Here is a 23,964-nt window from a genome sequence, read left to right as displayed (position 1 = left end):
TGTCTTCACCTCACCTCGCCAGGCCAACCGCGAGGTAGGTGAGCGCCGAAAGCAAAGCGGTGGCCGGCAAAGTGACGATCCAGGCAATGACGATATTGCCGGCAATGCCCCAGCGCACGGCCGAGACGCGACGGGCGGCGCCGACGCCGATGATGGCGCCGGTGATGGTGTGCGTGGTCGATACGGGAACGCCGAGCCAGGTGGCGGCAAACAGCGTGATCGCCCCACCTGTCTCGGCGCAAAAACCCTGCATCGGGTTCAGCCGGGTGATCTTCGAGCCCATGGTGTGGACGATGCGCCAGCCGCCGAACAACGTACCGAGCGCCAGCGCCGTCTGACAGGTGAGCACGACCCACAGCGGCACGTAGAATTTTTCGCCGAGCATGCCTTGCGAATAGAGCAGCACGGCGATGATACCCATGGTTTTCTGGGCGTCGTTGCCGCCGTGCCCGAGCGAATAGAGCGAGGCAGAAAAGAACTGCATGACGCGAAAGGTGCTGTCGACCGCAAACGGCGTCTGGCGCACGAAGAGCCAGGAAACGGCAAGGATCAGGACAAGAGCCAGGACAAAGCCGGTCGCCGGCGACACGACGATTGCCGCAACCGTCTTGCCAAGCCCTGTCCAGACGATGGCGCCCACGCCTGCCTTTGCCACACCGGCCCCGACCAGGCCGCCGATCAGCGCGTGCGAGCTGCTCGACGGGATGCCGGCGATCCAGGTGACGATGTTCCAGACGATGGCGCCGACGAGCGCTGCAAAGATCACCGCCGGGGTGACGATGCTGACGTCGATGATACCCTTGCCCACGGTCTCGGCAACGTGGAGGCCGAAGAACATGAAGGCGATGAAGTTGAAGAATGCCGCCCACAGCACCGCGTATTGCGGCCGCAGCACGCGGGTGGAAACGATGGTGGCGATGGAATTGGCGGCATCGTGCAGGCCATTGAGAAAGTCGAAGAACAGCGCAACGCCGACGAGGCCGACCAGTACCGGAAAGGCGATGGTTGCTTCCATCACCTAGACATTCTCAATGACGATGCCGCTGATCTCGTTGGCGACATCCTCGAAGCGGTCCACGACCTTTTCCAGCTGGCCATAAATCTCTGAGCCGATCATATAGGCCATCGGATCGCTGCTGCCGTGCTTCCTGAAGAGATCCTTCAGCCCTTGCTCATGCAGGTCGTCGGCCCGGCTTTCGACGCGCATCACCTCTTCGGCGATGGCGTTGAGGCGCACAGTATGCGTCGCGACCTTGTTGAGCAGCGGGATCGCCTCGGCCACCAGCTTGGCGGCGGCGACGATGACGCCACCCATTTCCTGCATCAGCGGATCGAACTCCTTGCGCTCGAACAGCTTCACCGTCTTGACCGTCTTGTGCATCATGTCGATGGCATCATCCATCGACTGGATCAGGTCCTTGATGTCGCCGCGATCGAAGGGCGTGATGAAGGAGCGCCGCACCGCCAGCAGGACTTCCGCGGTGATGTGGTCGGCCTCATCTTCGAGATCGATGATTTTCTGGCACCAGAGGTCGATATCCCTGCCCTGGAGAAGCTGCTCCAGCGCCTCGGCGCCGCCGACCACGGTGCGGGAATGTCGTTCGAACAGGTCGAAGAAGCGATCTTCGCGCGGCAAAAGCTTGCGGAACCAGCCCAGCATGGTCGATCTCCCAGTTTCATCCACATAGCGCCGCATCCCGCCGCAGGAAACAGGTAGCCGGCTTAAAGGTGTGGATGCAGGGCAATTGTGGTGCTTGCGGTAGAGCACAATTTCCCCGACCTTGCAGCGAACGACCGGAAAGATCGCATGATCGACAAGCTGGAATTCTTCATCGCGCTCGCCAGGGAGGAGCATTTCGGCCGGGCGGCGGAGGTATGCGGCGTCACCCAACCGACGCTCTCGGCCGGCATCAAGCAGTTGGAAGGCCAGCTTGGCGTCATGCTGGTTCTGCGCGGCTCACGCTTCCAAGGGCTGACGCCGGAGGGAAAACAGGTGCTAGTGTGGGCGCGCCGCATCGTCGGCGACACCAGAACCATGCGCGAGGAAATGCGCGCGGCGCGCCACGGACTTTCCGGCCGTATCCGCATCGCCGCCATCCCGACGGCGCTCGCCATGCTGCCGCGGCTGACGACGCCGTTCCGCGAAAAACACCCCGGCGTCACGTTCTCGGTGCTGTCGCGGACCTCGATCGAAGTGCTGTCGCTGCTCGGCAATTTCGACATCGATGCCGGCATCACCTATCTCGACAATGAGCCGCTGGGGCGAGTGACCAGCGTACCGCTCTATGACGAGCGCTACCAACTGATCACCGCGATGGGAAATCCCTATTCCGATCGCGACAAAGTGACATGGGCGGAGCTCTCAAGCCTGCCGCTGTGCTTGTTGACACCGGACATGCAGAACCGCCGCATCATCGACCAGCATCTGGCCGAAGCCGGCGTGCAGGTGCGGCCGACGCTGGAATCCAATTCGATGATCGTGCTGTTTTCGCATATCCGCACCGGCAAATGGTCGTCGATCATGCCGCTCAACCTTGCGGAAACATTCGGCTTTTCCGAACCGATCCGGGCCATTCCGATCGTCGAACCGGACGCCAGCCATACGGTCGGCCTGGTGGCGGCGCCGCGCGAACCGCACACGCCTTTGGTCTCGGCGCTGCTGGACGAGGCAATGGCGCTGGCGGACGATTTCCACGCCAACCGTTCCGCTAGACAAGGCTAGTCAACGGCACGATAGAAATTTTCTATCGTGCGACGAAACCGCTTTATTGATTTCAGAGGTTTTCTCTGGTTTCTTAAGCACTTAGCGATAAAGCGGCACACACAGGTCGTTGTTCCAAAACAGTTTGATGCTTTTGGCCGATATGCATGGGTCGCTACGATAGGGAGGGCGCTGCATGACAATGCAGCCTGCAAGTACCGAGATCACGTCGCGCACGGCCGCGATCATCCAGGAGCTGAAAGGCCTTGAAGGCCCATTGCTGCCGATCCTTCACGGCATCCAGGAAGAGTTCGGCCATGTACCCAAGGATGCACTGCCGGTCATCGCCGAGGCGTTGAATATTTCCAGGGCCGAGGTGCACGGCGTCGTCAGCTTCTATCACGATTACCGCAGCCATCCGGCCGGCCGGCATGTGCTGAAGCTCTGCCAGGCTGAATCCTGCCAGTCGATGGGTTCGGACGCCATCGCCGCCAAACTGAAGCAGTTGCTGGGCATCGGCTTTCATGAGACGACCCGCGACGGTTCGGTCACGCTGGAGCCGGTCTATTGTCTCGGCCTGTGCGCCTGTTCGCCCGCCGCAATGCTCGATGGCCAGGTGATCGGGCGGCTCGACGATGAAAAGCTCGATGAGATCGTTGCCGAGGTGCGCTCATGATCCCGCGTATCTACATTCCCGCCGATTCCGGCGCACTGGCGCTTGGCGCAGAAAAGGTCGCCAAGGCAATCGCAAGTGAACTCGCCGAGCGCGGCATCGAGGCCAAGATCGTGCGCAACGGTTCGCGCGGCGCCTATTTCCTCGAACCGATGGTCGAAGTTGCGACAGCGAACGGCCGCGTTGCCTATGGGCCGGTGAAAACCTCCGACGTCAAAAGCCTGTTCGACAGCGGCTTCCTCACCGGCGGCCACCACAAGCGCTGGCTGGGCGCGCCGGACAAGATCCCCTTCCTGGCCAAGCAGACGCGGCTGACCTTTGCGCGCTGCGGCGTCACGGACCCGCTGTCGCTGGAATCCTACAAGAAACATGGCGGCTTGAACGGACTGACGAACGCGCTGGGACTGACGCCTGCCGCCATTGTCGCCCAGGTGACCGAATCCGGACTGCGCGGGCGCGGTGGCGCGGGCTTCCCGACCGGCATCAAGTGGAAGACGGTGCTCGATACATCAGGCGACCGCAAATACATCGTCTGCAACGCCGACGAAGGCGATTCAGGCACCTTCGCAGACCGCATGATCATGGAGGGCGATCCCTTCGTGCTGATCGAAGGCATGACGATCGCCGGTATCGCGACAGGCGCGACCAAGGGCTTTGTCTATGTCCGCTCGGAATATCCGCATGCGGTGGCGGTGATGAACAAGGCCGTCGAGATCGCCCGCAAGGCCGGCGTTCTTGGCGCCAGCGTGCTGGGTTCGCCCTACGCTTTCGACATGGAGATCCGGGTCGGCGCAGGCGCCTATGTCTGCGGCGAGGAGACGGCGCTGCTCGACTCGCTCGAAGGCAAGCGCGGCATGGTCCGGGCAAAGCCGCCGCTGCCGGCGCATAAGGGGCTGTTTGGCAAGCCGACGGTGATCAACAACGTCATCTCGCTGGCCTCGGTGCCTGTCATCATGGACAAGGGTGCGGCCTTCTACAAGGATTTCGGCATGGGCCGCTCGCGCGGCACGATCCCGATCCAGATCGCCGGCAACGTCAAATACGCAGGGCTGTTCGAAGCCGCTTTCGGCATGACGCTTGGCGAGATCGTCGACGAGATCGGCGGCGGCACGGCCACGGGGCGCCCCGTCAAGGCAGTGCAGGTCGGTGGACCGCTCGGCGCTTATTTTCCGCGCGCGCTGTTCGACACGCCATTCGACTATGAAGCCTTCGCGGCCAAGGACGGGCTGATCGGCCATGCCGGCATCGTGGTGTTCGACGACACCGCCGACATGCTGAAGCAGGCCCGCTTCGCCATGGAGTTCTGCGCCATCGAAAGTTGCGGCAAGTGCACGCCCTGCCGCATCGGCTCGACGCGCGGTGTCGAGACCATCGACAAGCTCGCAGCCGGCATCGAGCCGGAGAAGAACCTCGCTCTGGTCACCGACCTCTGCAACACGATGAAATTCGGCTCGCTGTGCGCGCTGGGCGGCTTCACGCCCTACCCTGTCATGAGCTCGATCACCCATTTCCCCGACGACTTCAAGCCAGCGCCCGTGCGCGTGGCTGCCGAATAGGAGCTGGCAGATGAACATCAAGGCCGACTTCCCCTCCCTCGTCGAAGAGATCGACTACGGAACCCCGCAATCGAACGCGCAGAAGCAGGTCACGCTCAACGTCGACGGCCGCAGCATCACGGTGCCGGAAGGCACCTCGATCATGCGTGCCGCGATGGAAGGCGGGGTCGAGATCCCGAAGCTTTGCGCCACCGACATGCTGGACTCCTTCGGTTCGTGCCGTGTCTGCCTTGTCGAGATCGAAGGGCGCGGCGGCACGCCGGCCTCCTGCACGACGCCCGTCGGCGAAGGCATGATCGTGCGTACGCAGACCGAGCGGCTCGACGCCATTCGCCGCGGCGTCATGGAACTCTACGTCTCCGACCATCCGACCGGCTGGAACGAACAGGCCGGAACCGGCGCCAGCGAGTTCGATGCGGTGGCGAAGTCGATCGGCTTGACCGAGAACCGCTACGGCATCGAGGGCCGCAACCACGTCAAGCCGGAAGGTGGCGTGGCGCCCGGCCACGGCTCGCTGGCGGTCGACTACATCGCCCGTGACGAATCCAATCCCTATTTCACCTATGATGCCTCGCAATGCATCGTCTGCTCGCGCTGCGTGAGGGCCTGCGAAGAGGTGCAGGGCACCTTCGCGCTGACCATCGAGGGACGTGGTTTCGAATCCCGGGTTTCGGCGGGAATGCACGAGGCGTTCATCGATTCGGAATGTGTGTCCTGCGGCGCCTGCGTGCAGGCCTGCCCGACCGATGCGCTGCGCGAGAAGACGGTGCTTGCCAAGGGCCTGCCGGAGCGCTCGGCGGTCACCACCTGCGCCTATTGCGGCGTCGGCTGCTCGTTCAAGGCCGAAGTGAAGGACGACGAGGTCATTCGCATGATGCCCTACAAGGAGGGCAAGGCGAACCACGGCCATTCCTGCGTCAAGGGCCGTTTCGCCTATGGCTACGCCACCCACAAGGACCGCATCCTGTCGCCGATGATCCGCGAAAAGGTCACCGATCCGTGGCGCGAGGTGAGTTGGGAAGAGGCGATCGCCCATACGGCCAAGGAATTCCGCCGCATCCAGTACCAGTACGGACGCACCGCGATCGGCGGCATCACCTCATCGCGCTGCACCAATGAGGAAACCTATCTCGTCCAGAAGATGGTGCGGCAGGGTTTTCGCAACAACAATGTCGATACCTGCGCACGCGTCTGCCATTCGCCGACGGGCTACGGGCTCGGCCAGACCTATGGCACCTCGGCCGGCACGCAGGATTTCGATTCCGTCGATTACACCGACGTCGCCGTCATCATCGGTGCCAATCCGGCTTCGGCCCATCCGGTGTTCGCCTCGCGGCTGAAGAAGCGGCTGCGCCAGGGCGCAAAGCTGATCGTGCTCGATCCGCGTCGCACCGAGATGGTCAAGTCGGCACATGTCGAAGCGGACTACCACCTGCCGCTGAAGCCCGGCACCAACGTCGCCGTGCTGACGGCGCTGGCGCATGTGATCGTCACCGAGGGCCTGTTCGACGAAACCTTCATCCGCGAACGCTGCGACTGGACGGAGTTCCAGGATTGGGCATCGTTCGTCGCCTTGCCGGAAAACAGCCCCGAAACCGTCGGCAAATTGTCCGGCGTCGATCCCGAGGCGATCCGCGGTGCTGCGCGTCTCTACGCCACCGGCGGCAACGGCGCGATCTATTACGGCCTCGGCGTGACGGAACACAGCCAGGGTTCGACCACGGTGATGGCAATCGCCAATCTCGCCATGGCCACCGGCAATATCGGCCGGCCCGGCGTCGGCGTGAATCCGCTGCGCGGCCAGAACAATGTGCAGGGCTCGTGCGACATGGGCTCCTTCCCGCACGAACTGCCGGGATATCGCCACATCTCCGGCGAAGCCGTGCGCGATATCTATGAGACCTTGTGGGGCGTGAAGCTGGACGACGAACCCGGCCTGCGCATCCCCAACATGCTGGACGCCGCCGTCGACGGCAGCTTCAAGGGCATCTACATCCAGGGCGAGGACATTCTTCAGTCCGATCCCGACACCAAGCATGTCGCCGCCGGCCTTGCCGCGATGGAATGCGTCGTCGTGCACGACCTGTTCCTCAACGAGACCGCGAACTATGCGCATGTCTTCCTGCCGGGCTCGACCTTCCTGGAGAAAGACGGCACCTTCACCAACGCCGAGCGCCGCATCAACATGGTGCGCAAGGTTCTTGAGCCGAAGGCGCGCTACGCCGATTGGGAGGCGACGCAGGAGCTTGCCCGCGCCATCGGGCTGGACTGGAACTATGAGCATCCCTCGCAGATCATGGACGAGATCGCGATGACGACGCCGAGCTTTGCCGGCGTCTCCTTCGAGTTGCTCGACCGCGTAGGATCCGTGCAATGGCCCTGCAACGAGAAGGCGCCGCTCGGCACCCCGATCATGCATATCGACGGGTTCGTGCGCGGCAAGGGCAAGTTCATCCGCACCGAATATGTGGCGACGGACGAACGGACCGGGCCACGCTTCCCGCTGCTGCTCACCACCGGCCGCATCCTCAGCCAGTACAATGTCGGCGCGCAGACCAGGCGCACCGACAACAGCATGTGGCACTCGGAGGACCGGCTGGAGATCCATCCGCACGATGCCGAGAACCGCGGCTTGCGCGACGGCGACTGGGTCCGGCTGACGAGCCGCTCGGGCGAAACGACGCTGCGCGCGCTGATCACCGACCGTGTGTCGCCCGGTGTGGTCTACACGACGTTCCATCATCCGGACACGCAGGCCAACGTCATCACCACCGACTTCTCCGACTGGGCGACGAACTGTCCGGAATACAAGGTGACGGCGGTGCAGGTCGGCGCCTCCAACGGGCCTTCGGAATGGCAGCGAGACTATGACGAGCAGGCCAAGCAGAGCCGGCGCATCGCGTCTTTGCAGGCGGCGGAGTAGTCTTGAGCGCGCGCCGCAAAGCCACGACGCAGGTATCGCGGCTGGCGCACCGCGCGGTTGGGACAACGGCTGCCGACCGGATGGTGCCGGAAGAGACGCCGGTGGCGTTCTCCTTTGCCGGCACGACGCATGCGGTGATGATGGCAAGCCCGGCCGATTTCGAGGATTTCGCGCTCGGCTTCTCGCTGACCGAAGGCATCATCTCGTTACCGGATGAGATCGAAGCGATCGAGGTCGAGGACCATGGCGCCGGCATCGACATCCAGATCCGGCTGAAGGACCGAGCCAACACACGTTTTGAAGCGCGGCGGCGAAGGCTCGCCGGCCCGGTCGGCTGCGGGCTCTGCGGCATCGAATCGATCGAGGAGGCGATGCGCTCGGTCGATGCGGTTGGTGCTTCAAAGCTTACGCTTGATGCCGACGACATTGTCCGTTCGGTCAAGCTTCTGTCGAAAGTGCAGCCGCTGCACACCGAGACCGGAGCCGTGCACGCCGCCGGCTTCTATGTACCTGGCAACGGCATCGTCATGGCGCGCGAAGATGTCGGCCGTCACAATGCGCTCGACAAGCTGGCCGGCGCGCTGGCCAAAGCCCGCATCGACGGTGCATCCGGTGCTGTCGTGGTGACATCCAGGGTTTCGGTTGAAATGGTGCAGAAGACGGCTTCTATCGGCTCGGCCTTCATCATCGCCGTCTCGGCCCCGACCGCCCTTGCCATCCGGACGGCGCAAGAGGCTGGCATGACGCTGGTGGCGCTGGTTCGCGGCGACGATTTTGATATTTTCACCCACCCCGACCGGGTGGTTTGCGGAGTTGCCAAGCATGTCGCATGACGAAGAACACATTATGAGCACCGCCGAGAAGCTGGTGCGCATGGCAAACCAGATCGCCGATTTCTTCCATTCCAAGCCGCGCGAGGAAGGCATTGCCGGCGTCGCCGAGCACATCAACAAGTTCTGGGAGCCGAGGATGCGGCGGCAGTTCTTCGAAATGCTGGACGACGGCACCGGGAACTTCAACGAGTTGGTGGTGGCCGCCTCCGCCAGGATCAGGCGGCCGATCACGCCGGCTGCGGCCGACCTCAAACTCGGACTCGAGCCCTCCCCTGCCGATGTCGCCGCCTCGCAGGAATAGTCGCCAAGCCGCGCCGGCTATATTCTCCATCGCTAAAGTTTAGCTGCCGCAATCTGCGCTGTTCTGCTATGGTTTGACGACCAGAAATCGTCAGGCCGGGGTGGAAATCTCGTGAGGCCGATCGAGACGCGATACGCCCGTAGCGGCGATGTGCGGATCGCCTATCAGGTGGTCGGGCAGGGATCGTTCGATCTGGTCTTCGTGCCGGGCTTCATTTCGAACCTCGACCTGCACTGGGAAGACGAGGGCTATACCAGGCTCTTGAAGCGGCTTTCGGCATTCTCGCGGCTGATCCTGTTCGACAAACGCGGCACCGGCCTGTCTGACCGCGTCGACGCGCATAACCTGCCCAGTCTCGAAACGCGGATGGACGATGTGCGCGCGGTTATGGACGCCGCCGGCAGCGGCCGTGCAGCGCTGCTCGGCTCCTCCGAAGGCGCGCCGATGGCGATGCTGTTCGCCGCCACCTATCCGGAGCGGACGCGAGCTCTGGCGCTCTATGGCGGCTATGCGCATTTCCACAAATGGGTGATGTCGCGCGAACGCCTCGACGCTTTCATCGAGATGGCGGAGACAGCCTGGGGCACCGGCGCCACGCTGCCCCATTTCGCGCCGAGCCGGGTCGACGACGCGCATTTCGCTCAGTGGTGGGCACGTTTCGAACGATTATCGGCGAGCCCGACGGCGGCGGCGGCGCTGGCGCGCATGAACGCCGACGTCGACATCCGCCATATCCTGAGCGTGATCAGCGCGCCGACGCTCGTGATACATCGCCGCAACGATGCGCGGGTCGACCCCGATGCCAGCCACTTCCTTGCACAGAAGATCCCCGGTGCCCGGCTCGTCGAGATTCCCGGACGCGACCATCCGATCTGGACCGGCGATGTCGAAGGGGTGGCCGACCTGATAGAGGAATTCCTGACCGGCGAGCGCGCCGTGGGCGAAGTTGACCGCGTGCTGGCGGCACTTCTGGTGACACGCATCTACGACACGGCTCGGCTCGGCGACCGCATGTGGAGCGAACGCAGCCAGCGCTTCCAGGAAACCTGGCGGCTGCTGGTCGGGCGCCATGGTGGGCGCTCTGTGGGCCTGCATGGCGAGTTGATGATTTCGCGCTTCGACGGCCCGGCACGCGCCATACGCTGCGCGGCGGCGCTGCGCGAGGCGGCGCAGGAAATCGGCGTGGCAAGCGCGCAAGGGGCGCATGTCGGCGAGACCGAAGTGCGCGGTCCGCCCGTCGGGATGACGGCGCGGGTGGCGATGCAACTGGCCGCCCATGCCGGGCGCGGCGACATTATCGCGTCGCGTCTCATCGCCGACCTGGCGGCTGGGTCGGGCCTGCATTTCACCGACGCCGGGCGCATCAGCGTCGACGAGTTGGAGGAGCCGCTGGCGCTGGTCCACGCGACGTCCGAACAACATCTGGAACCCGCCTGCCGGCCGAAACCCAAGGCTGCCGAGCCGGCTGCATTGACAGCGCGCGAAAGCGAGGTGGTGAGCCTCGTCGCCGACGGCAAGAGTAATGCCGCGATCGCCGCCGAATTGAGGCTGAGCGAACATACGGTCAAGCGCCATGTCGCCAACATACTGCTCAAGCTGGACCTGCCGTCGCGGGCGGCGGCGGCGGCGTTCTCGGTCAGGCACCCTGGCCCGCACGGGCCATGAGAGCCATGGCGCTTTCGGGCGAAGCGGCCAAGGGCGGGTAAGCGGTATCAGTGTTCTCCATGCAGGCCAGGCGGATGTCGCCGGAAAAGGTGCTGCGAACGGAGGAGGAAATGCTGAAGTCGAACCGGACACTCAAATTGCTTGTGATCGCTGCAAGCGTAGGCGCGTTGTTCGCCATCGCTCCGGCAAAGGCCGAGGACGCGTCCGCGGCGGCCGCCTACAAGGACATCGAGGCAACGCTCGGCTCGGTGCCGGACATGTTCAGGACGCTGCCGGATGTTGCCATCGCCGGCGCCTGGGCCGAGATCAAGGGCGTGCAGCTCAACCCGAAGACCGCGCTTGACGGCAAGACCAAGGAACTTTTGGGCCTCGCCGTAGCGTCGCAGATTCCATGCCAGTACTGCATCTATTTCCACACCGAGGCGGCCAAGCTCAACGGCGCCAATGACGAGGAGATCAAGGAGGCGGTGGCGATGGCCGCCATCGTGCGCCACTGGTCGACGATGCTCAACGGCAGCCAGGTCGATCTGACGACCTTCAAGAAGCAGGCCGACGACGTGTTCGCAGCCGTCAAGGCGAAGTCGCAGTAAGAACCCCTGCCCGGCGACGAGCGCCGGGCAGCACTTCGACCATCAACCGCCCGGAAGACGGGCCAATGGAGGATGAAATGCTGACCAAGACCCAAACAGTGGATGGCGCGGCGATCAAGAAGGCCATCGAAACCCGTGATGGCAAGATGCTGTCGAGCTTCTACGCCGACGACGCGCTGGTGCGGGTGATCGACCGCAACAACCCGCCGAGCAAGCCGCGTGAAATCCGCGGGCGCGCCGCGATCACCACATTCTGGGACGACATCTGCAGCCGGGCGATGACCCACAAGGTCGACACCACCATCGCCGACGGCGACAGCCTCGCCTTCACCCAGGCCTGCGCCTATCCGGACGGAACCAAGGTGTTCTGCGCGGCGATGCTGGAGCTAAAGAACGGGCGGATCGCAAGGCAGACCGTCGTGCAGGCCTGGGACGAGTAGGCAACAGCCGGTGGATCAACCGCGGCCTGGGCCGCAAACCTGGAGGAGAAGACGATGTTCAGCGCCAGATGGCAGATCGACGCCAAGTTCGGACACAAGCAGACCGTGCTCGACCTGTTGAAGAAATGGGAACGCGAGATAGGCTCGCAGGTCGGCCTCGCCGAGTTGGAGTTCCAGATCATGACCGGTTCTATCGGCGCGCGGGAGGCGACCGTCGAGTCCCATCACCAGGTCGAAAGCCTGGCCCAGTTGGAGGCGTTCTTCGCCAAGATCGGCCAGATCGACGCGCACGCGAAATGGGGCAAGGAGATCGAGCCCTATGTCGTGTCGGGCACCAGCCTGTGGAATATTTATCGCGTTGTGGAGTAGTGACTCTTCTCCCCGTGAACGGGGGAGAAGAGAAAATAGCCACGCCCGGCCCTTCGCAGGCTCCGGGCGTTCGAAGCTCGAAAAGCCAAGCAATTGGCTTTTCGTCCGCTACGCGGACCACTTCTCACCCATGCGCAACCATCACATGGCGCACGGCGGTATAGTCCTCGAGCGCATATAGCGACATGTCCTTGCCGTAGCCGGACTGCTTCAACCCGCCATGCGGCATCTCGTTGGTCAGCATGAAGTGGGTGTTGATCCAGGTGCAGCCATATTGCAGGCGGGCGGCCGTCGCCATGGCGCGCGAGACATCCTTGGTCCATACCGAGGACGCCAGGCCGTAGTCGCTGTCATTGGCCCAGTTCACCGCCTCGTCGACTTCCGAAAAACGGGTGATGGAGACGACCGGTCCGAACACTTCGCGGCGCACGATCTCGTCCTCCTGCAGCGCGCCGGCAACGACGGTCGGCTGGTAGTAGAAGCCTGAGCCCTCGCCCGGCTTGCCGCCGGTGGTGATCTCGATGTGCTTCAGTTCCGAGGCGCGCTCGACGAAGCTGGAGACGCGGTCGCGCTGGCGGCGGGAGATCAGCGGGCCGATCTCGTTTTCGGTGTCGTCGGGACGGTTGTACTTGATGGTCGAGACGGCCGAGGAGAGATCGGCGACGAGTTTGTCGTAAATCTTCCTGCCGGCGTAGATACGGCAGGCGGCGGTGCAGTCCTGGCCGGCATTGTAATAGCCGAAGGCGCGCAGCCCGTTGACCACGGCGCCAAGATCGGCGTCGTCGAAGACGATCACCGGCGCCTTGCCGCCGAGTTCGAGATGCGTGCGCTTGACCGACTTGGCAGCTGCCTGCAGCACCTTCTTGCCGGTGGCGACATCGCCGGTGATCGAGATCATGTTGACCTTGGGATGGTTGATCAGCGTGTTGCCGACGCTGTCGCCGCGGCCGAGCACGACATTGACCACGCCTTCGGGCAAGATGTCCGCAAGGATTTTCGCCAGCTTCAGCGCCGTCAGCGGTGTCTGCTCGGACGGTTTGAAGACGACGGTGTTGCCGCCGGCGATCGCCGGCGCCAGCTTCCAGGCCATCATCATAAGCGGGTAGTTCCACGGCGCGATGGAAGCGACGATGCCGATGGCGTCGCGGCGGACCATCGAAGTATGGCCGGGAATGTATTCGCCGGCGACGACGCCCGGCATCGAACGGACGGCTCCGGCGAAGAAGCGGTAGCAGTCGACGATCGCCGGGATTTCGTCATTGAGCACAGCGTTGATCGGCTTGCCGCAGTTGAGCGCCTCGAGCGTAGCGAACTCTTGTGCAGCAGCCTCGATGCGGTCGGCGATCTTCAGTAAATAGCCCGAGCGCTGTGCCGGAGTGGTGCGCGACCACGTGACGAACGCCTGTTCGGCGGCGGTGACCGCCGCCTCAATCTGTGCCTGGCTGGCCTCGGGCAGGTTGAGGATGGTCGCCCCGGTCTTTGGATTGAGGATCGGCTCCTCGGTTTCGGTGCCCTTCTCGAATTTCGAGCCGATCAGCATCTGGGTGTCCATAAGGTTTCTCCCTTAACAGGAGCGAATGGGGAGTAGCGAGTAGGGTTTGACCGTCGAAATTCCCTATTCGCTACTCCCTACTCGCTGTTTTTCATTTCCCGCTTCCGGCGATCTGGTCGCCGTCACGGGTGAGGTAATAGGCGGCAAGGATCGGCAGCAGCGTCACCAGCATGACGACCATGGCGACGACATTGGTGACCGGGCGCTGGCGCGGGCGGATCAGCTCTTCCAGCATCCAGATCGGCAGCGTCTGCTGCTGTCCGGCGGTGAAGGTGGTGACGATGACCTCGTCGAAGGACAGCGCGAAGGCCAGCATGCCGCCGGCAAGCAGTGCCGTGGCGATGTTGGGCAGCACGATATGACGGAAAGTCTGGAAACCGTCGGCGCCGAGATCCATCGATGCCTCGATCATCGATCCCGATGTGCGGCGGAAACGGGCGACGGCGTTGTTGTAGACGACAACGACGCAGAAGGTGGCGTGGCCGAGCACGATCGTCCAGAACGAGAACGGGATGTCGGCGAGCGAAAAGGCCGAGCGCAGCGCGATGCCGGTGATGATGCCGGGCAGCGCGATCGGCAGGATGACCAGCAGCGAGATGGTTTCGCGGCCGAAGAATTTTGTCCGCGACACCGCCGCCGAACAGAGCGTCCCTAGGACCAAAGCAATCGCAGTCGAGATCGAGGCAACCCTGACCGATAGCGACAGCGCCTGCCAGACATCCGGCCGGTTCCAGGTCACGGCGAACCATTGCGTCGTCAGCCCTGGCGGCGGCCAGACAAAACTCTTCTCCTCGGTGGTGAAGGCATAGACGAAGATCAGCAGGATCGGCAGATGCAGGAACAGCAGGCCGCAGGCGGCGGCGATCTTCAGGCCGAGCGACGCCGACTGGGAACCATCAGAGCGCATCGAAGGCCCCCATGCGCTTGGCGCCCCAGAGGTAGAAGCCCATGATGACGATCGGCACCACGGTGAAGGCGGCGGCGAGCGGGATGTTGCCGGCCGTGCCTTGCTGCGAATAGACGGCTTGGCCGATGAACAGCCGCGAGGTGCCGATGATCTGCGGGATGATATAGTCGCCGAGCGTCAGCGAGAAGGTGAAGATCGAACCGGCGACGATGCCCGGCAACGCCAGCGGGAACAGCACGTTGCGGAAGGTCTGGCGGTGCGAAGCGCCCAAATCGGACGAGGCCTCGACGAGATTGCCGGGCACGCGCTCGAGCGCCGCCTGTACCGGCAGGATCATGAACGGTAACCAGACATAGACGAAGACGATGAAGGTGCCGGTGAACGATACCGACAGCGAATTGCCGCCGACGATCGGCAGCGACAGCCAGGCGTCGAGCACCCACAATAAATGCAGCTTGGCGAGGAGCCAGGTGAGAATGCCTTCCTTGGCCAGGATGAGCTTCCAGGCGTAGATCTTGACCAGATAGCTCGACCACAGCGGCAGCATGATGCCGAGATAGAACAAGGCCTTCCAGCGACCGCGCGCATAGCGCGCCGCGTAGTAGGCGATGGGGAAAGCGATGACGGCCGAGGCCAGCGTGACCAGAGCCGCCATCGTCACCGTGCGCAGGATGATATCGAGATTGGCGGCCTGGAACAGGTCGCCATAGGTCTTGAGCGTGAACTCACGGTTGATGAGACCGGAAAACTCGTCGATGGAGAAAAAGCTCTGCGCCAGGAGCGCAAACAGCGAGCCGATATAGACGATGCCGAGCCATAGAACCGGCGGCAGCAGCATGAGCAACAGAAGGACCTTCGGCTTGCGCCAGAAAAGATCCGACAGGGCGCCGCGCAAGCCGCCGCTGCCAGGCAAGATGGCGGGGGCGGGATTGGAGCTGAGCGCGGCGGTCATCATGATGGAGCTCTGTACTCATGGAGGATGTATGAGAGGCCGAGATCCTTCACACCCCCCTCTGTCCTGCCGGACATCTCCCCCGCAAGGGGGGAGATCAGCAGCTTGTCCGCCTCACCGGCTCTGCAGCGTTGGAAGCTGGCGAAGCCAGTGGTAACAGCCAATCTCCCCCCTTGCGGGGGAGATGTCCGGCAGGACAGAGGGGGGTGCAATGCGCAAACCTTCATCATGCAGGCTCGTCCATCAGATGCAGGTGCTCGCGGTTGAAAGTCAGCACCACCGCCTCGCCTTCCCCGGGCAAGGCCGCGCCGGCGGGCACGATGGCGTGCAGCCGCAGCCCGTCGGCGTCGAGCGCCAGTTTTGTCGTGGCACCAAGATAATTGGTCGAGACGAGGCGGGCGGATACGCCTTCACCACTTATGACCCCGCTGGCCGCGCCGCCGACGCGAATGGATTCAGGGCGCAGGCTGCCCCAGCGATGCTGGCCGGAATAGCGCTGGACGAAATCCGGTGGCAGTACATTCGATGAGCCGACGAAATCGGCAACAAAACGCGTCTTCGGCCGCTGGTAGATATCCTCCGGCGTGCCGATCTGCATGATCTTGCCGTCGTTGAAAACGGCGACGCGGTCGGCCATCGACAGCGCTTCGCCCTGGTCGTGAGTGACGAAGACGAAGGTGATGCCAAGCGCCTTCTGCAGCGACTTCAGTTCCTCCTGCATGTTCTCGCGCAATTTGAGGTCGAGCGCGCCGAGCGGCTCGTCGAGCAAAAGCACCTTTGGCTGGTTGACCAGCGCACGGGCGAGCGCGACGCGCTGGCGCTGGCCGCCGGAAAGCTGGCCGGGGCGGCGGGCGCCATAGCCGGGCAGCCGCACCAGTGACAGCGCCTCTTCCGCCGCCTTGTGCCGCTGAGCCTTGCCGACGCCCTTGACCATCAGCCCGTAGGCGACGTTGTCGAGCACGTTCAGATGCGGGAACAGCGCATAGTCCTGAAACACGGTGTTGACGTTGCGGCGATAGGGCGGAACGCCCTCGGCGCGTTCGCCGAAGATCGAGATCGAGCCCGATGTCGGCTGCTCGAAGCCGGCGATGAGGCGCAGGCAAGTGGTCTTGCCGGAACCGGACGGCCCGAGCATGGCGAAGAATTCCCCCGGCGCGATATCGAGATCGACCGCGTCGACGGCGCGCACGCTGCCGAAATGGCGCGAGGCTTTCTGGAAGGAGACGGCGGAGGTCATGGGCTGTCAGTCCGTTGCCGGTTTGGTGTGCTGATGTCGCGCGACGTCCTACCTCCCCCCTTATGGAGAGGTCGCGGCGAAGCCGCAGGTGGGGGTGCCTCGAAAAACGCCGAGCCGACCCCACCCCGACGCTATGCGTCGACCCTCCCCACGAGAGGGAGGGTAAGAAAAATCACCGCCCGCCGATGACGCCGATATAGTCCGACACCCAGCGGTAGTAGGGCACGCACTGGTCGTTCTGGGTGGTGCATTTCGACACCGGCGTCTTCCAGAACTTGATCTTGTCGAAATTCTCGTAGCCGTTGGTCTTGCAGCCTTCGTCGGTCAAAAGCTCGTTGCCCTTGCAGGCGGCGGGCACGACGGGCAGCGAACCGAACCAGGCCGAGACATCGCCCTGCACCTTGGGCGACAGCGAATGTTCCATCCACATATAGGCGCAGTTTGGGTTGGCCGAATCGGCTTCCATCATCGTGGTGTCGGCCCAACCGGTAGCGCCCTCCTCCGGGATGGTGGACGCGACCGGCTTCTTGGCGGCGACCAGCGTGTTGACCTGATACGGCCACGAGCCGGAAGCGACGACGCCTTCGTTCTGGAAATCGTCGACCTGAATGGCGGCGTCGTGCCAATAGCGGCCGACCAGCGTGCGCTGGACGCGCAGCAATTCCAGCGCAGCCTTGTACTGATCCTCGTTCAGTTCGTAGGGGTCCTTGATGCCGAGTTCCGGCTTGTGGAACATCAGATAGTTGGCGGCATCCGCGATGTGGATCGGCCCGTCATAGGCCTGGACGCGGCCCTTGTTGGACTTGCCGTCAGGCAGCTTCATTTCCTCGAAGACGATGTTCCAGCTCTTGGGAGCCTCCTTGAACACGTCGGTGTTGTACATGAGGACGTTCGGACCCCACTGGTAGGGAACGCCGTAATGGGCGCCGCCAACGGTGAACCACGGCGCGTCCTTGAGGCGCTCGTCGACGGTCTTCCAGCTCGGGATGAGATCGGTGTTGATCGGCTGCACGCGCTTGCCGGCAACGAGGCGCAGCGAGGCATCGCCCGAAGCCGTGACGAGGTCGAAGCCGCCCTCATTCATCAGCGAGACCATCTCATCGGAGGTGTTGGCGGTCTTGACGTTGACCTTGCAGCCGGTCTCCTTCTCGAAGGAGGTCACCCAGTCATAGCCCTTGTCGGTTTCGCCGCGCTCGATATAGCCCGGCCAGGCAACTATGTTGACCTGGCCTTCGCCCTTGCCAAGTTCCTTGACCTGGGCGACGGCCTGACCGGAAAAGGTCAGCGCAACCGTCAGAGCAGTGCACGACTTCAGGAATGAATTCATTGTCGATCTCCCATTTAGGCGCCTGACCCTGAAAGCCGGTTTCGGTCTTCGCTAGGGGTCACGCGCGGACTGAAAACTGTCAGTTCGTCCGTTGGGCTTGATGCCGCTCTGATGGCGGCTTTGGTCCCTAACCGAAAGTGCTTCGAAAATTCCGGTTTCGCAAATTCATTTATCAGAAGGGCGATATCGGTTTTTCCGATAGGTGGGCAGCCGATCTCTCAGGGACGCTGGCGGACCGTCCGTTGCGACTGGGCAAGGCCGATGAAATCGCGCGCCGCCTGCGGCAGACCGGAGCCGCGCCGCCAGACCATGCCGACCTGGACCACCGGCAAGGAGCCGGAAATATCGCGCGATTCGATGCGGTCGCCTTCCAGCGACCAGGGCCGGTAGACGAGGTCGGGCAGCAGCGCCACACCGGCGCCGGTGGCGACCAGACTGCGCACGGCCTCCACGGAACGGGTGCGGAAGGCGACATGCGGCTTAGCGCCGATCGCCGTCAGCAGCTTGCCGGTATTCTCCTCGATCTCGTCGACGGTCAGCATGATCAGCGTTTCGGAGGCAATGTCGCCAATGCTGATGATGTCGGCGCCGACGAGCGGATGACCGAGCGGCAGCCACAGCCGATAGGCCGAGACTTCGAGGATTTCCGACTGCAACGCGGTGCGGTCGCGCAAATTGGAGGTGACCATGACGGCAATGTCGAGCTTGCCGCCGATCAGGAGGTGTTCGAGATAATCGCCATTGTCCTCGATGGCAGAGACCTCGACGCCGGGATAGGCGCGGCGGTAGCGGGCGAGCAGATCCGACAGCACATAGCCGGCGACCAGTGAGGTGACGCCGAGCTGCAGCCGGCCGGCCGCCACCGTCTGCTCGCCCGAGAAAGAGCGGCGCGCGTCGGAAACGTCCGCGAGAATCTTCGTCGCGTGGCGCAGGAACTGGTGGCCCTTGTGGGTGATGTTGAGGCCACGCGGATGGCGCTCGAACAGTTCGACGCCAAGATCGCTTTCGAGCTCCTTGATCGCTTCGGTGACCGACGATTGCGAGATCGACAGGTTCTGCGCGGCGCCCGAGACCGTGCCTTGCTCGGCGACGGCGATGAAGAACTGCAACTGGCGGATGGTGAAAGCCATGGCCCGGACTAAACACCGGCGGCCGAGCGAAGGAAAGCCGACTGCAGAGCTTATCCCATGACCGGAGAGCTGGCGCTCAGCCGAGCGCCAACTTGATGCGCCGCCGGCATGCGGGGCCATAGCGCAGCGCAAGCATGAATGCCGTTTCCAGTGCTACGACAATGACAATGATGCGCAGGCCCACCGTCAAGGAATCACGGCCGCTGCTGCGCAGCAGATAGCCGGTGGTGAGAAAGCCCGCGTTCCAGAGCGTGGCGCCGAGCAGCGTCGCGGCCGCAAAGGGCAAGGCCGGCAGGCAGAGCGCGCCGGCGGCGATCGGCAAATAATTGCGCACAGTCGGGATGAACTGCGCCAGCAAGGACACCCGGACGTGATTGCGCCGATAGGCCTGGCCGAGCCAGCGGTAGGTCGCGTGGCGCAGGAAGACGTACTTGCCGAAACGCTCGGCCAGCCTGTCGGCACGGTCAGGTCCAATCCGGCGGCCGACCGCATACCAGACAAGGCAGCCGCTGGCGGAGGCAAGCGTCGTCACCAGCAGCAGGATCGCCAGCGTCGAAGCATCCGGCGCCGCCGTCATGCCGAGGAACAGCAGCAGCACGTGCGAGGGCGGCACCGGCAGGATCTTTTCAGTGAAGGCGAGGCAGAAGACGCCGAACAGACCGAAACCGAGGATGGCTGCCAGCGGCCCCGTCATGCGAAGCGCCAGTCATAGGTGCTGAGCGTCTTGATCCTGGCGATGCGATAGACTGTCGCCGGCGGGAAGTTGCGAAAGGTATGGCCAACCCGGGTGACCTCGAGATCGAGCCGATCGAGCAGCGACTGGTCAAACGGACAGCGCCGGCCGAGTGTGAACTGATAGAGCGCGCCGCCCGCGCGAAGATTTGCGAAAACACCATCGAGAATGGCGAGCGTCTTGCGCGGCGAAATCAGGCGGAAGGGCAATCCGCTGATGGCGGCGCCGACAGCCGGCCCCTGGAACAGCGACAGATGGCGCAGACCGACGGCATCCATTTCGAACACTCGAGCGGCGGGAAAGCGCCGCTTGAGCAGCGCGGCGAAATCCGGATCGGATTCGATCAGCGTCAAATCCTCTTCACTGACCCCGCGCGCCAGCAGCGCCCGGGTGAACGGGCCGGTTCCAGGACCAAGCTCGAGCACAGGGCCGGTGTCGGAACCTATGTCGCGCGTCATCAGCGCAGCCAGGCTGGAGCTGGACGGCGTGACGGAGCCGATCCTGAACGGCGCCACGGTCCACGCCATGAGAAAAGACAAAGCATCATTTGCAGACATAGCTAACCTCAATCCGGACAGCAGCGCGACAATCAGTTTGGTGCGGCCATTTGATTTTCGTTTCAGCGTCGGACCCGACCTGTTGCATATTCGGGCCCGACGCCTTGATGCCGGCATGGCGGTCCGTGCCGACCGGCGCTGTTTGCCGCGACTGGATTGCATAGACATTGCGCAAGGTGGCAGATGCAAAGAAAGGGCGCGTCGACGCCCGCTGCCAGGATTTGCCATGCTTGCGCAATGTTGGCGCTATAGCGCCCGCAGCAGTGGTCTTTGTAAGAGGATGGTGGATGCGTATCTTGCTGGTCGAAGACGAGCCTGAGATGGTCTCGGCCTTGCGTGCCGCGCTGAAGCGCCACGACATGGTCGTCGATCACGCGGGCTCGCTGCTCGAGGCGGAGGGCTTCGTTGCCACCGACAGCTACGATGCCATCCTGCTCGACCGCCAATTGCCGGATGGCGACGGGCTGTCGCTGGTTCCAAGATTGCGTTCGGCGAAAAACACCACACCAGTGCTGATGCTGACGGCGAAGGGGGATACGTCGGACAAGGTCGACGGGCTGGACATGGGCGCGGACGATTATCTGGCGAAGCCGTTCGCCTTCGAGGAATTGCTGGCTCGGTTGCGCGCGCTGCTCAGGCGCCCGGTGCCGATGCAGTCGCAATTCATCCGCGCCGGCCATCTGGTGCTCGATGTCGGGCATCGCGAGGTGTCGATCCGTGGCGAGCCACTCAGCCTGCCGCGCCGCGAACTCCTGGTGCTGGAAACGCTGATGCGGCGGACCGGCCGCATGGTGCAGCGCGAGGCGCTGATGGAAGCGGTGTTCGGCCTCGACGACGAGATCCAGTCCAACGCACTCGACACCCACGTCTCGCGCCTGCGCCGCAAGCTTGCCGACGCCGACGGTGGCGTGACGGTCAACGGCATTCGCGGCGTAGGCTATCTCCTGCGCGAGACGACATGACCATCAAGCGCCCGCGTTCGCTGAAATGGAGCCTGGTGCTGCGCATCGCGCTGCTGCAATGCGCAATGCTGACACTGATCATCGTCGGCATTCTTGGCGCCATGCTGGCAACCGGGCTCATTCCAAACGACTATGAGGACGGCACGATGGACGTGCTGGCGGATGCGGTGGTGCGTGACGCCAGCGGCAAGCTTGTCCTCAACGAGACGCCGGATGTGGCAAAGCTGCGATCTGGAGTTCCGGACCTCTGGTTCATCATTCGCGACAAGCAAGGGCAGCGGCTGCAGGAAGGAACGGTGCCGACTATCTTCCAGCCCTTCGTCGGACTGCTGGACACCATCAGCGATGCCCGTATCGACCAGGCAATCGGGCAAGCCGCGCCGCCCGGGGGAAAGATACGCTGGACTGATACGGCGGCCGGCAACGTCCAGATCTTCACCGGCACCAAGGGCGGGCTTTCGCTCATGCGCCTGCTCCAACAGGCGCCACAATTTTTCCTGCAAGGGATATTGCCACTCGCCGCGCTGATGGCGCTGGCCACGCTGTTCGCCACGCCTTGGGTAGTTCGCGGCGCGCTTTCGGGCCTTGGCCATGCGGCCGCCGAGGCCGAACGCATCGACATCGACCAGCGCGGCGTGCAACTGCCGCTGAAGGATGTCCCGGTCGAGGTGACGCCGCTGGTCAAGGCGGTGAACGCCGCGCTATCGCGCCTAGACAAGGGTTATGAGCGCCACAAGCGCTTTCTGACCGACGCCGCGCATGAACTGCGCACGCCGGTCGCCATCCTCAACACGCGCCTCGCCTCGCTGCCGGCGACACCCGAGCGGGCACGGCTGCTGCAGGATGCAGCCCGGCTTTCAACGCTGACCGACCAGCTGCTCGACCTGCAGCGCCTCGACCGGCAGACGACACCGTTCGAGAGGATCGACCTTGTGGCAATCGCGCGCGGCGTCATCGTCGACCTGGCGCCGATGGCATTCTCGGCCGGGTACGAGATGTCGTTCGAACCGGAAAGAGAAACAATTTTCGCCACCGGCGACCGAACGGCAATCGAACGCGCCTTGACCAATCTCGTCCAGAACGCCATCGAGCATGGCGGCCGTTCGGGCAAGATCACCGTCGGCGTCACCGCCCCTGCCATCATCGAAGTGCGGGATGAAGGCGGTGGCGTGCCACTGAGCGAGCGGGAACGCGTCTTCGAGCCATTCTACCGGCTACGCCCGCAGGATCACGGCGCGGGGCTCGGCCTCAACCTGGTGCAGGAGATCATGCAATTGCACGGCGGGCGCATCGACATCCTCGACGGCAAGCCGAATGGCGCCTGCTTCCGGATGAGTTTTCGCGCTTTGCCTATAGAGACATTCCCGCAAGCCACCACCTGAGTGTGGGCGCGTTTAATACCAATCGCTGGTGTTCGGCTAAAACCCGCTTTCCTCGCCGGCGATGCTGAGCCGCGCGCCGGCCTGCGCAAGGGCGGCGGCCAGGTCGTGCGGCGGCGAGCGGTCGGTGGCGAGTTCGGAAAAGCTGTCGAAGCCGCAGACCTGGACCAGACCAGGACGGCCGAATTTCGAGTGATCGGTGATGACCAGGGACCGCTGGCCGCGCGACAGCACCATGCGGGCGAACTCGGCCTCATCCAGATCAAAATCCATGACGCCCATCACCGCGTCAACGCCGCCGGTGGAAATGATGGCGTGGCTGACCGAAAAACGACTGACAAAATCGATTGCCGAGGCGCCGAAAGCAGCGCCGGAATCGCTGCGCAGCTCGCCGCCCGCCATATAGACCTTGTTGCCGTTGATGGTGGCCAGGGTGCGGGCAATATCCGAGGAATTGGTGACGACCGTCAGGCGCCGGTGGCCAAGCAGTTCACGCGCAAGGAACGAGGTCGTCGTGCCGGTGTCGAGCATGATCGATTCGCCGTCGCGTATGGTGGCGGCGACCATGCGGGCAATGACGCGCTTGGCGTCGGCGTTCTCACGCATACGCCGCTCGAACGGCGCTTCGCCGATCATCGACGGCAGGCCGATGGCGCCATGCATCTTGAGGACAGAGCCATCACCAGTCAGTGGCTTGACGTCGCGGCGCACTGTCTCGAGCGACACGCCCAGCCGGTCGGCCAGACTGGCGATGGTGACGGTGCCCTCTTCCTGCAGGAGACGCAGGATCTCGCCGTGTCGTTTGGACTGGGCCATCTGGTTTCCCGAACTGATGCTCCTGACCGGTTCTAAGGTAATTCAAGTGCTTTTAAAGGACCTACCTTATGCTTCGGGCAAAATACCCAAAAAAAGTCACACCTTTTTATTGACAAGCGGGCAACCCGGGCGTGAAATCAAAGACATCGACAGGCTTCAGATCTGCGACTGGGGGCAGAGACGCAACTCAGTGGTCAGGCCGTTTGGAACGTGCCTGTACAAGGAATTTTCAGATCCGCGGGGGCGGATGCCGGGCTCAAAAACCTGGCCAAGGGGCTCGTCGGTGCGGCGCGGGATACCGATCCTGGCGTCCCGCACCGACGAGAGTATTTACGTTTCTCCCCGCCGTCGTTGCGCTGTT

23 protein-coding genes are annotated in these 23,964 nt (G+C 63.5%); 12 read left to right on the top strand and 11 right to left on the bottom strand.

What is annotated here, in order from left to right:
- Window positions 1–10: 10 nt before the first annotated feature.
- Both NKH52_RS01275 and NKH52_RS01270 read right to left on the bottom strand, forming a co-directional pair.
- On the bottom strand, window positions 11–1,015 hold the full coding sequence (locus NKH52_RS01275; RefSeq protein WP_127290119.1) for an inorganic phosphate transporter: 1,005 nt from the start codon (window positions 1,013–1,015) through the stop codon (window positions 11–13).
- Between the two features lie 3 nt (window positions 1,016–1,018).
- Window positions 1,019–1,660 carry a DUF47 domain-containing protein gene (locus NKH52_RS01270; protein ID WP_013528009.1) on the bottom strand — a complete coding sequence of 214 codons (642 nt, stop codon included), beginning with the start codon at window positions 1,658–1,660 and terminating at the stop codon, window positions 1,019–1,021.
- 147 nt (window positions 1,661–1,807) lie between these two features.
- Between NKH52_RS01270 and NKH52_RS01265 the strand changes: the two genes are divergently transcribed.
- From NKH52_RS01265 to NKH52_RS01220, 10 genes are all read left to right on the top strand, one after another.
- Entirely contained in the window at window positions 1,808–2,722 is a 915-nt protein-coding gene (locus NKH52_RS01265) for a LysR family transcriptional regulator (RefSeq protein WP_352729093.1), read from the top strand.
- Window positions 2,723–2,897: 175 nt separating this feature from the next.
- Window positions 2,898–3,377 carry a formate dehydrogenase subunit gamma gene (locus NKH52_RS01260; RefSeq protein ID WP_352729095.1) on the top strand — a complete coding sequence of 160 codons (480 nt, stop codon included), beginning with the start codon at window positions 2,898–2,900 and terminating at the stop codon, window positions 3,375–3,377.
- Window positions 3,374–4,930, top strand: a complete 1,557-nt coding sequence (locus NKH52_RS01255; protein ID WP_352729097.1) for a formate dehydrogenase beta subunit — start codon at window positions 3,374–3,376, stop codon at window positions 4,928–4,930. Before NKH52_RS01260 ends, NKH52_RS01255 begins: the two co-directional genes overlap by 4 nt.
- A gap of 10 nt (window positions 4,931–4,940) precedes the next feature.
- A complete protein-coding gene (gene fdhF, locus NKH52_RS01250) occupies window positions 4,941–7,853 on the top strand; it encodes a formate dehydrogenase subunit alpha (protein WP_352729099.1) in 2,913 nt (970 codons plus the stop codon).
- Between the two features lie 2 nt (window positions 7,854–7,855).
- Window positions 7,856–8,686 carry a formate dehydrogenase accessory sulfurtransferase FdhD gene (gene fdhD / locus NKH52_RS01245; RefSeq protein WP_352729101.1) on the top strand — a complete coding sequence of 277 codons (831 nt, stop codon included), beginning with the start codon at window positions 7,856–7,858 and terminating at the stop codon, window positions 8,684–8,686.
- Entirely contained in the window at window positions 8,676–8,987 is a 312-nt protein-coding gene (locus tag NKH52_RS01240; RefSeq protein WP_023811684.1) for a formate dehydrogenase subunit delta, read from the top strand. The genes fdhD and NKH52_RS01240 overlap by 11 nt, the downstream gene beginning before the upstream one ends.
- A 111-nt stretch (window positions 8,988–9,098) precedes the next feature.
- Complete coding sequence (locus NKH52_RS01235) at window positions 9,099–10,652, top strand: alpha/beta fold hydrolase (RefSeq protein WP_352729103.1); 1,554 nt, start codon at window positions 9,099–9,101, stop codon at window positions 10,650–10,652.
- Window positions 10,653–10,762: 110 nt separating this feature from the next.
- Window positions 10,763–11,242, top strand: a complete 480-nt coding sequence (locus NKH52_RS01230; protein ID WP_352729292.1) for a carboxymuconolactone decarboxylase family protein — start codon at window positions 10,763–10,765, stop codon at window positions 11,240–11,242.
- 77 nt (window positions 11,243–11,319) lie between these two features.
- Window positions 11,320–11,682 (top strand): nuclear transport factor 2 family protein, encoded by a 363-nt coding sequence (locus NKH52_RS01225; RefSeq protein ID WP_127290047.1) that lies wholly within the window; start codon window positions 11,320–11,322, stop codon window positions 11,680–11,682.
- A gap of 54 nt (window positions 11,683–11,736) precedes the next feature.
- Entirely contained in the window at window positions 11,737–12,051 is a 315-nt protein-coding gene (locus NKH52_RS01220) for a hypothetical protein (RefSeq protein WP_352729106.1), read from the top strand.
- 124 nt (window positions 12,052–12,175) lie between these two features.
- On the opposite strand, the gene NKH52_RS01215 is transcribed toward NKH52_RS01220, so the two are convergent.
- From NKH52_RS01215 to NKH52_RS01180, 8 genes are all read right to left on the bottom strand, one after another.
- A complete protein-coding gene (locus tag NKH52_RS01215; protein WP_352729108.1) occupies window positions 12,176–13,603 on the bottom strand; it encodes a gamma-aminobutyraldehyde dehydrogenase in 1,428 nt (475 codons plus the stop codon).
- A gap of 91 nt (window positions 13,604–13,694) precedes the next feature.
- Entirely contained in the window at window positions 13,695–14,510 is an 816-nt protein-coding gene (locus NKH52_RS01210; RefSeq protein ID WP_352729110.1) for an ABC transporter permease, read from the bottom strand.
- Entirely contained in the window at window positions 14,500–15,465 is a 966-nt protein-coding gene (locus NKH52_RS01205; RefSeq protein WP_352729112.1) for an ABC transporter permease, read from the bottom strand. Before NKH52_RS01205 ends, NKH52_RS01210 begins: the two co-directional genes overlap by 11 nt.
- A gap of 223 nt (window positions 15,466–15,688) precedes the next feature.
- Window positions 15,689–16,699 (bottom strand): ABC transporter ATP-binding protein, encoded by a 1,011-nt coding sequence (locus NKH52_RS01200; protein ID WP_352729114.1) that lies wholly within the window; start codon window positions 16,697–16,699, stop codon window positions 15,689–15,691.
- Between the two features lie 172 nt (window positions 16,700–16,871).
- The gene (locus tag NKH52_RS01195; RefSeq protein WP_023811674.1) at window positions 16,872–18,026 is read right to left on the bottom strand and encodes an ABC transporter substrate-binding protein; all 1,155 of its coding nucleotides are present in this window, start codon (window positions 18,024–18,026) and stop codon (window positions 16,872–16,874) included.
- A 218-nt stretch (window positions 18,027–18,244) separates the two neighbouring features.
- Entirely contained in the window at window positions 18,245–19,156 is a 912-nt protein-coding gene (locus tag NKH52_RS01190; protein ID WP_127808096.1) for a LysR family transcriptional regulator, read from the bottom strand.
- Between the two features lie 76 nt (window positions 19,157–19,232).
- The gene (locus NKH52_RS01185) at window positions 19,233–19,850 is read right to left on the bottom strand and encodes a DedA family protein (protein ID WP_352729116.1); all 618 of its coding nucleotides are present in this window, start codon (window positions 19,848–19,850) and stop codon (window positions 19,233–19,235) included.
- Window positions 19,847–20,446 (bottom strand): class I SAM-dependent methyltransferase, encoded by a 600-nt coding sequence (locus tag NKH52_RS01180; RefSeq protein ID WP_352729117.1) that lies wholly within the window; start codon window positions 20,444–20,446, stop codon window positions 19,847–19,849. The genes NKH52_RS01185 and NKH52_RS01180 overlap by 4 nt, the downstream gene beginning before the upstream one ends.
- 287 nt (window positions 20,447–20,733) lie before the next feature.
- Between NKH52_RS01180 and NKH52_RS01175 the strand changes: the two genes are divergently transcribed.
- Window positions 20,734–21,408 (top strand): response regulator transcription factor, encoded by a 675-nt coding sequence (locus NKH52_RS01175; RefSeq protein WP_352729119.1) that lies wholly within the window; start codon window positions 20,734–20,736, stop codon window positions 21,406–21,408.
- On the top strand, window positions 21,405–22,790 hold the full coding sequence (locus tag NKH52_RS01170; protein ID WP_352729121.1) for a sensor histidine kinase: 1,386 nt from the start codon (window positions 21,405–21,407) through the stop codon (window positions 22,788–22,790). Before NKH52_RS01175 ends, NKH52_RS01170 begins: the two co-directional genes overlap by 4 nt.
- 36 nt (window positions 22,791–22,826) lie before the next feature.
- On the opposite strand, the gene NKH52_RS01165 is transcribed toward NKH52_RS01170, so the two are convergent.
- A complete protein-coding gene (locus tag NKH52_RS01165; RefSeq protein ID WP_352729123.1) occupies window positions 22,827–23,603 on the bottom strand; it encodes a DeoR/GlpR family DNA-binding transcription regulator in 777 nt (258 codons plus the stop codon).
- Window positions 23,604–23,964: the final 361 nt, after the last annotated feature.

It is taken from the genome of Mesorhizobium sp. M1066 (genome assembly GCF_040318635.1).
Lineage (GTDB): Bacteria > Pseudomonadota > Alphaproteobacteria > Rhizobiales > Rhizobiaceae > Mesorhizobium.
This window is presented reverse-complemented; position numbering and strand designations above follow the sequence as displayed.